At 68.6% G+C, this 13,641-nt stretch carries 11 protein-coding genes and 1 pseudogene; 11 read left to right on the top strand and 1 reads right to left on the bottom strand.

Annotation, left to right across the window (positions count from 1 at the left end; translation table 11 throughout):
• Nucleotides 1-122: 122 nt before the first annotated feature.
• The 6 genes from ACZ5U5_RS36435 (at nt 123) to ACZ5U5_RS36410 (ending at nt 8,321) form a co-directional block, all read left to right on the top strand.
• A complete protein-coding gene (locus tag ACZ5U5_RS36435; RefSeq protein WP_469030566.1) occupies nt 123-1,817 on the top strand; it encodes a sensor histidine kinase in 1,695 nt (564 codons plus the stop codon).
• A complete protein-coding gene (locus tag ACZ5U5_RS36430) occupies nt 1,814-2,500 on the top strand; it encodes a response regulator (protein ID WP_469030564.1) in 687 nt (228 codons plus the stop codon). Before ACZ5U5_RS36435 ends, ACZ5U5_RS36430 begins: the two co-directional genes overlap by 4 nt.
• 210 nt (nt 2,501-2,710) lie before the next feature.
• Nucleotides 2,711-4,072 carry an extracellular solute-binding protein gene (locus ACZ5U5_RS36425; protein WP_469030561.1) on the top strand — a complete coding sequence of 454 codons (1,362 nt, stop codon included), beginning with the start codon at nt 2,711-2,713 and terminating at the stop codon, nt 4,070-4,072.
• A gap of 133 nt (nt 4,073-4,205) precedes the next feature.
• A complete protein-coding gene (locus tag ACZ5U5_RS36420) occupies nt 4,206-5,066 on the top strand; it encodes a carbohydrate ABC transporter permease (protein ID WP_469030645.1) in 861 nt (286 codons plus the stop codon).
• Between the two features lie 27 nt (nt 5,067-5,093).
• Complete coding sequence (locus ACZ5U5_RS36415) at nt 5,094-5,921, top strand: carbohydrate ABC transporter permease (RefSeq protein ID WP_469030558.1); 828 nt, start codon at nt 5,094-5,096, stop codon at nt 5,919-5,921.
• A 72-nt stretch (nt 5,922-5,993) separates the two neighbouring features.
• Nucleotides 5,994-8,321, top strand: coding sequence for a protein kinase domain-containing protein (locus tag ACZ5U5_RS36410; protein ID WP_469030555.1), 2,328 nt, complete (start codon nt 5,994-5,996; stop codon nt 8,319-8,321).
• A gap of 12 nt (nt 8,322-8,333) precedes the next feature.
• On the opposite strand, the gene ACZ5U5_RS36405 is transcribed toward ACZ5U5_RS36410, so the two are convergent.
• Nucleotides 8,334-8,822, bottom strand: coding sequence for an HIT family protein (locus tag ACZ5U5_RS36405; RefSeq protein ID WP_469030642.1), 489 nt, complete (start codon nt 8,820-8,822; stop codon nt 8,334-8,336).
• Nucleotides 8,823-8,995: 173 nt separating this feature from the next.
• Between ACZ5U5_RS36405 and ACZ5U5_RS36400 the strand changes: the two genes are divergently transcribed.
• The 5 genes and pseudogenes from ACZ5U5_RS36400 to ACZ5U5_RS36380 all read left to right on the top strand — a co-directional run bounded on the left by ACZ5U5_RS36400 (nt 8,996) and on the right by ACZ5U5_RS36380 (nt 13,635).
• Nucleotides 8,996-9,649: a hypothetical protein gene (locus ACZ5U5_RS36400; protein ID WP_469030553.1), complete on the top strand. Its 654-nt coding sequence runs from the start codon at nt 8,996-8,998 to the stop codon at nt 9,647-9,649.
• Nucleotides 9,646-10,674: a hypothetical protein gene (locus ACZ5U5_RS36395; protein ID WP_469030550.1), complete on the top strand. Its 1,029-nt coding sequence runs from the start codon at nt 9,646-9,648 to the stop codon at nt 10,672-10,674. Before ACZ5U5_RS36400 ends, ACZ5U5_RS36395 begins: the two co-directional genes overlap by 4 nt.
• A gap of 30 nt (nt 10,675-10,704) precedes the next feature.
• Nucleotides 10,705-11,034: pseudogene (locus ACZ5U5_RS36390) on the top strand (putative T7SS-secreted protein); the annotation flags it as partial.
• A 1,129-nt stretch (nt 11,035-12,163) separates the two neighbouring features.
• Nucleotides 12,164-12,853 (top strand): hypothetical protein, encoded by a 690-nt coding sequence (locus ACZ5U5_RS36385; protein WP_469030548.1) that lies wholly within the window; start codon nt 12,164-12,166, stop codon nt 12,851-12,853.
• 65 nt (nt 12,854-12,918) lie between these two features.
• Nucleotides 12,919-13,635: a helix-turn-helix domain-containing protein gene (locus tag ACZ5U5_RS36380; protein ID WP_469030545.1), complete on the top strand. Its 717-nt coding sequence runs from the start codon at nt 12,919-12,921 to the stop codon at nt 13,633-13,635.
• The last annotated feature ends 6 nt before the right edge of the window (nt 13,636-13,641 follow it).

Genomic DNA, 13,641 nt, shown 5'->3' with positions numbered 1-13,641 from the left:
GTGCGGCTCGTGCGGCTCACGTCCTGGGCAGGCGAATCTCGGGTGACTATCTCTCGCCCTGTGAGGGCGGTCACCCTTACGTTCATTTAGTTCGCACTTATGGGGAGAGGCAGACTGGCCACATGTCCCTCGCCCGTCCGCCCCGGCCACGCAGCCTCGCCGGACAGCTCTTCGCGATGCAGATCGTGCTCGTCACCGTCGTGGTGGCCGGATGCGCGCTCTTCACGTTCCTGAGCGACCGGCAGCAGGCCGAGGAGGGCGCGCGCCGCCAGGCGACGGCCGCGGCCCGTGCGGTTGCGGACTCCCCTTCGGTACGTGAGGCCGCGCTCGCCGAGGACCCGACGAGGACCCTCCAGCCGTACGCCACCGCCGTACGCCTGCACACCGGCGTCGACTTCGTCACGATCATGGACCCGGACGGCATCCGCTGGACGCACCCCGACGAGGCGCAGATCGGCGAGCGCTTCCTCGGCCACCGGGCCGACGCGCTGAAGGGCAGGACCTTCACCGAGACCTACACGGGGACGCTCGGCCCCTCGGTCCGCGTGGTCACGCCGATCCTGGCCGACGACGGCAGCGGGCGGATCACCGGCCTGGTCAGCGCGGGCATCACCATCGAGGAGATCAGCCAGAAGGCGCGCGGCCAGCTGCTCGCCCTGCTCGGCGTCGCGGCCGGCGCGCTCGCGCTCGGCGGACTCGGGACGTACGTGATCAACGCCCGCCTGCGCCGCCACACCCACGGCATGAACGCCACCGAGCTGAGCCGCATGCACGACTACCACGAGGCCGCGCTGCACGCCGTGCGCGAGGGTCTCCTGATGCTGGACGGCCAGCGGCGCATCGCGCTCATCAACGACGGGGGGCGCGAGCTGCTCGGCGTGTCGGGCGACCTGGTCGGCCGCAACGTCGCCGAGCTCGGCCTGCCCGCGCCGCTGACGGGCGCGCTGCTCGCGGCCGAGCCGCGGGTCGACGAGCTGCACCTGACGGCGGACCGGGTGGTCGTGGTGAACACCTCGCCCGTGTCGAGCGGCGAGCGCCGGGGCACGGTGGTGACGTTGCGTGACCACACCGAGCTGCAGGCGCTGACCGGCGAGCTCGACTCGGAGCGCGGCTTCACGCGGGCGCTGCGCTCGCAGGCCCACGAGGCCGCGAACCGCCTCCACACGGTGGTCTCGCTCATCGAGCTGGGCCGCGCGGACGAGGCCGTCGACTTCGCCACGGCCGAGCTGGAGCTGGCCCAGACGCTGACGGACGAGGTGGTCGCGGCCGTGAGCGAGCCGGTGCTCGCGGCCCTGCTCCTGGGCAAGGCGGCCCAGGCGAACGAACACGGCGTGGAGCTCGTCGTGTCTCCCGACAGCAGCATCGACGACGGGATGCTGCCCGCGAATCTGCCCGCGCGCGATCTGGTGACGGTCCTCGGCAACCTGATCGACAACGCGGTGGACGCGGCCCAGGGCTCGCCCGCGGCCCGCGTCACGGTGACGGCACGCGCGGACGAGGCGGGACTCACGCTGCGGGTGTCCGACACGGGGCCCGGCGTCGACCCGGCGCACACGGAGGCGGTCTTCCGGCGCGGCTGGTCCACGAAGGCCACGGCGGGCCGCGGTCTGGGCCTCGCCCTGGTCCACCAGACGGTGACCAAGCACGAGGGGACGCTTAGGGTGCGGGAGGCGCCCGGGGGCGGCGCGGAGTTCGAGGTGCACCTGCGGACGGCGGCCGCCGCCCTTGTGCCCACGAGGCCGGGTGCCGATGAGGAGCCGGGTGCCGATGAAGAGGCGTCCAGCACACCGGACGTGGCAGACGGAGGCACCAAGTGACAGAGCCGATCCGGGTCTTGGTCGTCGAAGACGACGAGGTGGCCGCCGACGCCCACGTGCTGTACGTGAACCGCATCCCCGGCTTCCACGCCGTGGGCAAGGCGCACAGCGCGGCCGAGGCGAAACGCGCCCTGGACCGTACGGAGGTCGATCTCCTCCTCCTGGACCTGCACCTCCCCGACGGCCATGGCCTCCAACTGGCCCGCACCCTGCGCGCCGCGGGCCACCGCACGGACGTCATCGCCGTCACGTCGGCCCGCGATCTCGCGGTCGTACGCGAGGGCGTCTCCCTCGGCGTCATCCAGTACGTGCTGAAGCCCTTCACCTTCGCCACCCTCCGCGACCGCCTCACCCGTTACGCCGAGTTCCGCACCGCGGCGGGCGAGGCCACCGGCCAGGACGAGGTGGACCGCGCCCTGGCCACCCTGCGCGCGCCCGGCCCGGCCGCCCTGCCCAAAGGACTCAGCGGCCCCACCCTGGAGAGGGTGACCCGCACGCTGCGCGACGCGCCCCCCGAGGGCGTCACCGCCGCTGCCGCCGCCGAGACCGTGGGGATCTCCCGCATCACCGCGCGCCGCTACCTGGAGCACCTGGTCACCACGGGCCGCGCCGCCCGCACCCCGCAGTACGGCCACGTCGGGCGCCCCGAGTACGCCTACCGCTGGCTGACGTCGAACGCCTGACGCATCAAGTACCCGCGCGTGCGCGCTGGTTGCCACCCCTCCGCATCCCCGTGAGTGTCCGCGCGCCGCCTCCAATAACAACGTTGTCACGTTGATGACAAGGGGCGACGCACGGGCATTGACCTTGCTCCGAACCCGCCCTTACGTTCACCGGGCAGCCCCGCGTTGCGCCCCGCGTGGTAACCCGGCCGCGTCGGCCAGTAGGAGGTCGTGCCCGTGCGTCCCACCACCCCTCTGCTCCTCGCCACCGCCCTTCTCGCCGCCGGCACCCTCACCGCGTGCGGCGGGGACTCCGGCGACGACCCGGACACCGTGAAGGTCTCCTTCAAGCAGTCCACGGACAACCAGGTCAAGGTCATGGACACCTTCCTGGCGGACATCAAGAAGCAGTTCGAGAAGGAGAACCCCGGCAAGAAGGTGAAGCTGGTGCCGATCAAGGCACCGGACTCCGAGTACTACACCAAGCTCCAGCAGATGATGCGCTCCCCGAAGACCGCTCCCGACCTGGTCTACGAGGACACCTTCCTCATCAACTCGGACATCACCAGCGGGTACTTGAAGCCGCTCGACAAGTACCTCGACAAGTGGAAGGACTGGGACCAGTTCATCGACACGTCCAAGACCGCGGCGAAGGCGGCGGACGGAAAGACGTACGGCGTGCCGGACGGCACCGACACCCGCGGCCTCTGGTTCAGCAAGAGCATCTTCAAGAAGGCCGGGCTGCCGGCCGACTGGCAGCCCAAGTCGTGGGACGAGATCCTCGAGGCGGCGCGCACCATCAAGAAGAAGGTCCCCGGCGTCACGCCCATGAACGTCTACACGGGCAAGCCCGCGGGCGAAGCGGCCACCATGCAGGGCATGGAGATGCTCCTGTACGGCACGGGCGAGGACCCGATGTACGACCCGAAGTCGAAGAAGTGGGTCACCGGCAGCCAGGGCTTCAAGGACTCCCTGAAGTTCGTCGAGACGGTCTACAAGGAGAAGCTCGGCCCTGACGTCTCCGACGCCCTCGACCCGAACTTCGCCACCCGGGTACGCGGCGAGCTGCTCCCCGAGGACAAGCTCGGCATCAACCTCGACGGCTCCTGGCTGCCGCAGGACTGGGGCAAGGGCGCGGGTCACGAGTGGCCGGAGTGGTCCAAGAAGCTGGGCCTGGCCCATATGCCGACGCAGAACGGCGAGGCGCCCGGCAAGGTGAGCATGTCCGGCGGCTGGACCTGGGCGATCCCGTCCAAGGCGTCCAACCCGGACCTGGCGTTCAAGTTCATCGAGCAGATGCAGACCAAGGCCAACGCCCAGAAGTGGTACGTGGCCAACTCGGGCATCGCGGTCCGCGAGGACGTCGCCGCCGACCCCGCCTACCTGAAGGCGCAGCCCGGCCTGAAGTTCTTCACCGACCTGGTGGAATCGACGCACTACCGCCCCGCGTACCCGGCGTACCCGAAGGTCTCCACCGCGGTGCAGGAGGCCATGGAGAAGGTCACGACGGGCGACGGGTCCGTGGCCGACGCGGCGAGCGGCTACGACGACGAGGTCAAGGCCGCCACGGACGGCGAGGTCATCGAGAAGTAGGCCGGGGTCCGAGATCCGGCAGGCAAGCAAGGGAAGTGAGATCCCCGAGGTGACCACCGCACCCACCGCCGGACCCGGCGGCGTCGTCAAGACTCCGGGGACGGGGGCCGCGCGGCCCCCGTCCCGCTCCAAGCTGACGGGCCGGGCCCTGTCCCGCGCGCTGCCCGTCTCCCCCGCCGTGATCCTCCTGCTGCTGTTCCTGGCGGGGCCGATCGGCTACTGCGCCTACATCGCCTTCACCGACCTCCAGCTCACCGGCCAGGCGGAGTCGAGTTTCGTCGGGTTCGACAACTTCCGTAAGGCCTTCGGGGACGAGGCGTTCCTCAACGCGGTGTGGCTGACCCTGGTCTTCACGCTGGTGTCGTCGATCCTCGGGCAGAACACCATCGGCCTCGCGCTCGCGTCCCTGATGCAGCGGGCGTCCAAGCCGGTCCGCACCGTCACCGGCGCGATCGTGATCACGGCGTGGGTGCTGCCCGAGGTGGTGGCGGCCTTCCTCCTGTACGCGTTCTTCCGCCGCGAGGGCACCCTGAACGCGGTCCTGGACTTCCTCAGCCTCCCGTCCCAGAACTGGATGTACACGCTGCCGATCCTGGCGGTGTCGTTCGCCAACGTATGGCGGGGGACGGCGTTCTCGATGCTGGTCTACTCGGCGGCCCTGAACGAGATCCCCAAGGAGATCACCGAGGCGGCCCAGGTGGACGGCGCGGGCGGCTGGCGCCGCATGTGGCACATCACGCTCCCGATGATCCGCCGCTCCATCGGCACGAACCTGATGCTGAACACCCTCCAGACCCTGTCCGTCTTCGGTCTGATCTGGGTGATGACACGAGGCGGCCCGGGAAACCGCAGCCAGACGCTCCCCCTGTTCATGTACGAACAGGCCTTCCAGAAGAGCATGATCGGTTACGGCACGGCGGTGGCGCTTCTGCTCCTTATCGTCGGCTCACTCTTCTCCCTCGTCTACATGCGCCTGCTCCGCACGGAGGTCTGAGTGTCAGCCAACACGTCTGTACGGAGCATGAGTTCGCGCAGGGCGGGCCGGCGCCTCGCGGCGGACGCGGGGCTGCTCGTGGTCGCGGCGACGTTCGTCCTGCCGTTGGCCTGGGTGATCCTGTCCTCGCTCGACACCAAGGCCGACCTCAAGGTGAAGGTCCCCGACGGCATCACCCTGGACAACTACGACGCGGTCCTGACCCCCGAGATCACCTTCACGCCCCTCCTCAACAGCCTGCTGCTGTGCGGCGGCGGCACCCTCCTGACGGTGGTCTGCGCGGCACTCGCCGCGTACCCGCTCTCCCGCTTCAAGTCCCGCCTGAACCGCCCCTTCATGCTGACGATCCTCTTCGCGACGAGCCTGCCGATCACGGCGATCATGGTCCCGGTGTACGCGCTGTTCGTTCAGGTCGACCTGATCGACACGATGCAGGGCACGATCTTCTTCTTCGCCGCGTCCCAACTCCCCTTCGCCATCTGGCTGATGAAGAACTTCATGGACGGCGTACCGAAGGAGCTCGAGGAGGCGGCGTGGACGGACGGCGCGTCGTCGTTCCAGTCCCTGCTGCGCATCGTGCTGCCCCTGATGGGCCCGGGGGTGGCGGTGGTGACGGTCTTCTCCTTCGTCATGATGTGGGGCAATTTCTTCGTCCCGTTCATGCTGCTGCTCACCCCGGAACAGATGCCGGCTTCGGTCAGCATCAACGACTTCTTCGGCAACAAGGGCACAGTGATCTACGGCCAGTTGGCGGCTTTCTCGATCATCTACTCGACGCCGGTGATCCTCCTTTACGTGCTGATCTCGCGGCGGCTGGGCGGCGGGTTCGCGCTGGGGGGTGCGGTGAAGGGGTGACCCGATCCGCCTGTGCCGCCCGGCCCGCTGGCTAGGATCACCAGGTCTACGGGCGGGGCCGAGGGAGGGCACATGCGGGGGCGTTTGCTGAACGACCGCTACGAGCTGATCGAACGGGTCGGCGCCGGCGGCATGGGCGAGGTGTGGCGGGCCCGCGACCGGAGCCTGGGGCGCGAGGTGGCGGTCAAGCTCCTCATGCCGTCGGCCTTCGCGGATGAGGGCGAGGGCGAGGGCGAGCAGGAGCAGCTCCTGGCCCGCTTCGCCCTCGAGGCCCGTGCGGCGGCCTCGCTGGACAGCCCGTACATCGTCGCCGTCCACGATCACGGCACGGACGGCGGCACGGACGGCGGCGCCCAGCATCCGACGCCGTACCTGGTGATGGCCCTCGTGCAGGGCCGCTCGCTCGACCAAGTGCTGCGCGAGAGCGTCCGCGTGTCCGTGGCGGACGCGCTGCGCTGGGCTGCCGACATCTGCCGCGCCCTGGACGCGGCACACTCGGCGGGCATCGTGCACCGAGACATCAAGCCCGGCAACGTCATGATCACGCAGGACGGCACGGCCAAGGTCGTCGACTTCGGCATCGCGACGTTCATGGAGCGCGCCGCGGGCGACTCGCGCCTCACGCAGACGGGGCAACTGCCGTTCGGCAGCGTGCCGTATCTGGCGCCGGAGCGGTTCCGCCAGGAGCCCGGCGACGGACGCACCGACCTCTACGCGCTCGGCTGCGTGCTCTACGAACTCCTCGTCGGTCACCCGCCGTTCACCGGCTCAGCGGCGGGCGTCATGTACAACCACGTAAACGACGCACCGCTGCGGCCATCGCGGGCGCGGGTCGAGGTGACGGCGCCGGTGGAGCGCCTCATCCTCGGCCTCCTCGCGAAGGACCCCGCCGACCGGCCGGCGGACGCGGCGACCGTGCTCGAACAGATTCTGGCGGTGGGGCGGGGGGCGGAGGGGGCGGGCCCCGCCCTTCAGGACCAGGTCCCGGGGAAAGCGGCGGCGGGCCCGCAGGATGCTCACCCACGGGATGCGGACCCGCGGGATGCTCACCCACGGGATGCGGGCCCGCGGGATGCTCACCCACGGGATGCGGGCCCGCAGGATGCGGACCCGCAGGATCAACCCCCGGCGGCACAGGTCGCGAACGCCCTCACGCAGCCGGCCACGACCTCCGCGAGCAAGCACGCGCCCGAAAGGAACCGCCCTCGGCGCGCCTCGCGCAAGCGTGTGCTGATCACAACCGCACTCGTGCTGGCTGTCAGCGTCCCCACGGTCCTCGGCATACGCTCCCTCGCCGCGCCGGACACCGGGTCCACATCCGCCGGCAGGGACGGCGCCGCCCCGACCGTCCACGAGATCGGCGTCGCCCACAGCTACGAGCACGTAGGCGCGAGAAACGCCACCGACACGTACGAAAAGGGCGAGTACAAGTCGTTCACGACGCAGCAGCTGCGCACGGTCGAGTCCGCCTTCTCCGAGGTGCTCGGTGCCGAGAGCGGCGACCGCTTCCGTCTCGTACCGCTGACCGCCGACCCGGACATCCCGTCCCGCAAGCTGCTCGCCAAGCACCCGGACATGCTCGCCGTCATCGGGGACACCACCGACTTTGCCTGGGTGCACGACACGGACGAGGCGTTCCTGCCCGAGATCGCCACCTGCTCCGAAGTCGCGTTCCGGGGTGCGCAGTTCGCGATTCCCGCGGACGAGGCACGACAGGGCGAGGCGATGGCCGAGTACCTCTCGACGCAGACGAAGGCACGCCGGGTCCTGGTGGCCGAGGACGGACTCTGGGCGAACCGCTCGAACGGCATGGGCACGGCACTGCGCAAGGCGGGCGTGACCGTCAAGACGCTGGAGACCAGCCCCAGCGAGGTGAAGGCGTCAGAGATCCCGGCGCTGGTCGACAAGGCACAGGCTGAAGCGGTCGTGCTGCCCCTGGCCACGGATGTCGACACGTGGGCCGAGAAGCTCAGGGCGGACGGCTTTACGGGGCCCGTCATCGCCGAGGGCGATCCGGCAGGCATCTGCGAGGACTCCGAGGAACGGGCCACGGCCGAACGGAACGACAAAAACATCCCGGACGGCGTCCTGCGCGCCCGCAACTACTCCGGCGAACCGGGCGACAACCTTCCCGCACGCGGGAACGACGAGCTGTACGACGGGGCGCTGGCCCTGGCGACGGCTCTCAAGGAACTCCCCGCGGACGCCTCGCCGACTTCGCTCCGCCACACCCTGGACCGCGAGATCCAGAACGTCTCGGTCAACGGCCTCCTCGACGAGGTCTCCTTCGAAAAGGGTCGCTCGGCGCGGCAACGCCCGGTGTGGTTCGACCGCCGGGAGGAGGACACGTGGGCGGAGATCGGCAAGGTGGACAGTAAGTACGAGCCGACGAAGCAGTAGCGGTAGCGGTGGCTAGGGTCCGACGGCGGCGCGAAGCCGCGCGGCGAGGTCGGCCATCTCCTCCGGCGGCACGTCCCACACCCCGTTCTCGGTCATCAGGACGTGGAACTGCTGCTCTTCGTAAGGGATTCCGGGCGGCAGGGCGGCGATGTGCCAATGGAGGTGGCTGTTCCCTTCCTGACTCCCGAGGGAATAGAGATAGGTGCGCTCGGAGTCGAAGACACGCTCGACGGCACGGGTTACCTGGCGCACGAAGAGCATGATCCGCACGTACGCGGCCTCGTCCAGGTCACGCACGACGTGCTCGACGTGGGCCTTGGGCGCGACGAGGACCTTCCCGGGGAGGGTGGGCCACCGGTCGAGAAAGGCAACGTGCTCGTCGTCCTCGTGGACGAGGTGATGGTCATAGCCCGCCTCCCCGCCAAGAAACGCACAGACAAAGCAGGGCCCACTACGAGCACGCTCCATGTACCCCGCAAGATCCATGGCCTTCCGCTCCATCCCCACGTGAACTCCTCCTTCTCCCCACCGGTCCTGGGACTATTTCGCTGCCCGATTCACCGGGATGAACCCCTCACGCCCCATTGCTCAGCAGATATCTCTCTGGTGCCGTCGATCAGCTCCCACTAGCGTGCTTAGCTCGCGCCAACTCTCACCCTCACCAGGAGCCTTCAGTGAACCGCCCTCTCCGTCTCGCGACGGTCGCCCTCACCGCGACCGCGGCTCTGCTGCTGACAGCTTGCGGCAGCGGCGACGACGAGTCCAAGGACAACGACAAGATCGCTGGGGCGGACAAGGGGGGCGAGAAGGAGTCGGCTTCGCCCACTGCTTCGGAACCGGCGGGAGCTGAGCGCCCGAAGGTCAACCTGCCCTCGGACTTGAAGTACACCTTCGACTGGCCGAAGACGGGCAAGAAGGCCGATGACGCGATCCTGGAGGACAGCAAGCAGTCCATCCAGGCGGTCGACATGGCCATCGCCGAGCAGGACCCGACGAACAAGGCGTACCGCTTCTACTACGAAGGCGAAGCGGCCGCCCAGACGCAGAAGTTCATCAAGGCCTACGTAGACGCGAACGCGCGCACCACCGGCGCCTACCGCTATTACGACCCGGTCATCTCAGGCGAAGGCGGCTCGGCGTCACTCATCTACTGCGAGGACCAGAGCAAGGCGTACGACAAGTACCTCAAGAAGGACAAGGTCAACAAGACGCCCGTGACCAAGAACAGCTACGTCCTCTACGCGGCCAAGCTGCGGTTGAACGACGCGGGCGTCTGGGTGACCACGGAGATGCATTCGACTCGGGGGAGCGAAAAGTGCCAGCCATGAGACACCGCTTGAAACTAGTGACCGTCGCTGCCCTTGGCAGCGTCATCCTTACAGCCATCCCGGCGGCCGCTGACAACGAAATCGGCGGCGGCGCCCAGAATCCAGGCTCCGACAGCGACGCATCGGGCAACGCGGACGGAGATCAGCTGTCCGCCACCGCGTCCGGCATCGTCTACGACCGCTCCAAGAACGGCTCGGGCCCCAAGACCGGCTCCGTGACCCCGGCCACGAACTGGACCCCGCCCGCCTGCTGGTACGCCCCCAAGTACTCCCCCGCCCAGTTCAAGAAGTACGTCGAGCCGATCTGGCAGGCCGAGTCGACGGGGCACCAGTGGGACTTGGAGCAGAAGAAGCGGTACGTGGACGGCGAGCCGTACAAGGACTTCAACATGGACAAGGCCGGCGAGGGCTACTGGTGGACGTCCTTCTCCAACGACAGCTACCCGCCCGGCTGGGACGCCTGCAAGAAGCCCACCTTCTGGGTCGACAAGGGCGATCCACCCCCGGCGGACATCCCCGAGGCCATCACGCCCGAGATCCTCTCGAAGCTCGCGTACGCCGAAATCCGCGTACCCGGCACCGAGGTGACCCTCGCGCCGGAGGGCCCGACGAAGGTCAACCTGCCGACCTGGGCCTGGTTGGACGGCGCGGAGTTCAAGCCGGTGTCGGTGACGGCCTCCGTCCCCGACATCGGCATCGAGGCGACGACGACGGCCGAACCGATCTCCCTCAAGATCGACCCCGGCACCAAGGACGCCGAGACCTACCCCGCATCCGGCGCCTGCCCCATCAAGGACGGCAAGATCGGTGAGCCCTACGCCAAGGGCAAGTCCGAGCAGGACCCGCCCTGCGGCGTGAAGTACCTCCGCTCGTCCGGCGACGGCTCTTACCCGCTCAAGGCAACCGTCACCTGGAAGATCAGCTGGACGGGCACGGGCGTCGACAACCCGGTGGGACTTCCCAACGGTGAGTTCGGCGCGGATCAGGAGGTCGTGGTCGAGGAGATCCAGTCGATCAACCGCTAGACGACGACACACGCAGGACGGGGGAGCGAAATGGGGGGCAATCGTCCGGCGGATTGGCATGTCCTGGACCTGGACAAGGACCCGACACCCGGTGATCCGGACCGGGTCCGGAACCTGGCGAAGAACCTGCACGACTTCGCCGACGACGTGTCCAAGGTGCTGCGGGACATCAAGGGGATGGCGGGCGAGGACGCGATCCTCACCTGGGCGGGCAAGACGGCCGAGTCGTTCACGCGAGAGTTCGAGGACGCGCCGGGCAAGCTGAAGAAGCTCAAGAAGAGCTACGAGATGGCGGGCGACGCCCTATCGGCTTACTGGCCCGAACTGGAACGCTCCCAGGCCCTGGCGGACAGGAATCTACCTAGCGAGGACCTGACCAGATTCGGAGGCCCTCAAGGAAACGACCCCATCAGCGGATATCGCGACTGGGGCCCGGGCGACTCCCCACGTTTCCCGGGGTCTCGGGTACACATAACCGGAGGGCATCATCGGACGGCAGAAGTTGTCCGAAGAATCGGAACCGGCGAAATGGACCCGAACCTCCTCATAGAGTTTGCACTACGGGAGTAAACGCCATGACCTCAGTGCTACTTAACGACACTGATCGACTGATTGCCGACATCATTCGCGACACGCCCCCGGGAGCCGGCCTCGCGTGGGTGTGTGTGAGATCCGGAAGCCGGACAGCAGGGAGGGGCTGGCTGGGCTGCTGGAGCAGCGAGCAAGCAAACCCGGCAGAAGCCAAGATCAGTGACTTTTTGACAGCCTTGGGCGAGCATCTGACTGACCACGTATCGAGGGGACCTAACGGTCCCGTACTGACCGATCACTACTTCCATGAGGGGTGGCAATCCTGGGGGCCCGGAGTTCCCGGGCCACTTATCGACTCCGCTGGAAAACCGTCGCCGGCCGTCGACGCTCCTCTCCGCATCCAAGATCTACGCCTCGACACGGAAGGGTAGAGAGCACGAGTGCCGGTGTACGAGTATGTAGGACCTCCCGACATCAGGGAAGGCATTCCACTTCGCGGAGGGCATCGAGTTCAGTCCACTCAGGACTTGGAGGCCTTCCTTGCTGCTCGCGACCAAGACGAATTGAGTCAGCCATTCACGTTCGTCATCGACATGTCGCACACTCTGCTGCTCGCACCAAGACGCTCGGAGCACGTGGCGTGCGCAGGCGGGAACACGGTCCTGGCCGCCGGAGAGATGGGATTTACCCGCTCGTCAGGGCGATGGTCGGCCACGTACATCAGTAATCAATCGACCGGCTACTGCCCGGGGAATGCGTCGTGGCCCACGGTCGAGAGGTGCCTGAGACATGTGGGCATCTACTGCGGTACCGGCTTCACGCACCCCATCACCTTTCGCCACTGCTCCGCCTGCCATGAATGGAACACCGTGAAAGATTGCCACTTCGTCTGTGTGTTCTGCGATGGCGACCTATCGCGCGAAGAGCTGCCGCAGTGAGTGCGGCGGGCAGGAGCAAGTTGAGCGTCCCGAAGTGGGACGTCCCGGAGGAGACCCTCGCCCGCTCCGTCTTCGGCCCCCTCGGCGGCCTCATCGAGATCGGCGCGGTGGCCTCGGCCGGGACCTGGGAGCTGGCGGATGTCTCCGTGGGCGGGTTCGTGGCGGGCCGGCAGGGTGATGTGGGGCGGCTGCTCGAAGTGGTCCGGCGGGTCGGGGACTTCGGGGAGCCGGTCATGGGGATCTTCGATGAACTCGGCTATCTGCGGGAGCACCCCGTGGAGGCGCCGAGCCTCCTGCTCTGGTCCTCCGGGTACGAGGACGTGCGGGGGCGGTTCGATCAGCCAGGCGCCGTACGGCGCATGAGCCGACTCGGCGCGGACCTGCAGCTGACCCGCTTCCTCCAGGCCCTGATCACCGCGGCGATCGCCCGCGGACCCGAGGTCCCACACGGGGCTGTACTCCTCGCCGAGGCGCTGCGTATCGCGGCGGGGCTCGTCGGCAGTGCGCTGGACGAGGAACCCGGCGGCCCCGCGCCGGAAGCCACAGCCACGGCCGTCCTCCGGATGTGGCGCGTCGCCCACCTCGCCGACCTGCTGCTCCCGGACTCCCCCGCACATCCCGAGGCCCGGCCCCTCTTCCGCGCGTACGGACACGCGCTGGAGGAGGCGCTCTGCGGGCCCCACGCCCCCCACGCACCCACCACTCCGTAGCATCACACCAATCCGCAACCTCGTATGAACGCACCGTAGTCGCCAGCCCCCGGCGCCCATACCGTGTGCCCGTGCAATCGAGCCAGCCCAATCAGCCGACGCCCCCGTTCAACTTTCCCGCCGCCCGGCGTCTACGTGAGGCGCTGGGGATGGCGCACGGGCATGTCGCCTACGGGATGCGGGCGAGTTACGGGCTCACCTACATCACCCCCGAGACCATCGCCGCCTGGGAGCGCGGGCTTGCCGCGCCGACCGCCGCCGAGCTCACCGCCCTCGCGGGGACCCTGTGGTGCTCCCCCGGTGAGCTCATGGGCGCCGCCACCACCCTGCGCGAGCACCGGCTCGCCCGTGGGCTCGCGCCCGAGGACGTGGCGCGCGGGTCCGGCGTCGAGATCCAGGCCTATCTGCACATGGAGGAGACCAACGCCTGGCGCGGCAACGAGCGGCAGTCCGCCGCCCTCGCCGACGTGCTGCAGCTTCCGTTGCCCGACTTCATCAGCGTCATCGGACGCGCCGACGACCTCGCCGACCTGCTGCGCAGGGCCGTCACGACCCGCTGGCAGGGGTACGTGCGGCCCGTCAGCAAGATGCTGCCCGTGCAGAAGAGGCACGTCGAGGATGTGCTTCAGCAGTTGCACGCCGACTATCAGGCGCGCATGGTGCGGACGCTCAGCTGGGGCGGCGGGGCCGGGGCCGACGCCTCGGGGAGCGCCGGGCAGGACTTCCTGGACAAGATCCTGGAGCACTTCTGGACCCAGGTGCGCGGCGCCGCCGGGAGCTGACACCAG

This window comes from Streptomyces sp. NPDC033177 (assembly GCF_055577715.1).
The sequence above is the reverse complement of the archived record's forward strand: the minus strand, read 5'-3'. Positions and strand labels throughout refer to the sequence as shown.

Excerpts from the sequence above, each read along its gene's own strand:
- ACZ5U5_RS36405 (WP_469030642.1), bottom strand. The coding sequence starts at position 8,822 with ATGGAGCGGAAGGCCATGGATCTTGCGGGGTACATGGAGCGTGCTCGT.
- ACZ5U5_RS36435 (WP_469030566.1), top strand. The coding sequence starts at position 123 with ATGTCCCTCGCCCGTCCGCCCCGGCCACGCAGCCTCGCCGGACAGCTC.
- ACZ5U5_RS36395 (WP_469030550.1), top strand. The coding sequence starts at position 9,646 with ATGAGACACCGCTTGAAACTAGTGACCGTCGCTGCCCTTGGCAGCGTC.
- ACZ5U5_RS36410 (WP_469030555.1), top strand. The coding sequence starts at position 5,994 with ATGCGGGGGCGTTTGCTGAACGACCGCTACGAGCTGATCGAACGGGTC.
- ACZ5U5_RS36415 (WP_469030558.1), top strand. The coding sequence starts at position 5,094 with ATGAGTTCGCGCAGGGCGGGCCGGCGCCTCGCGGCGGACGCGGGGCTG.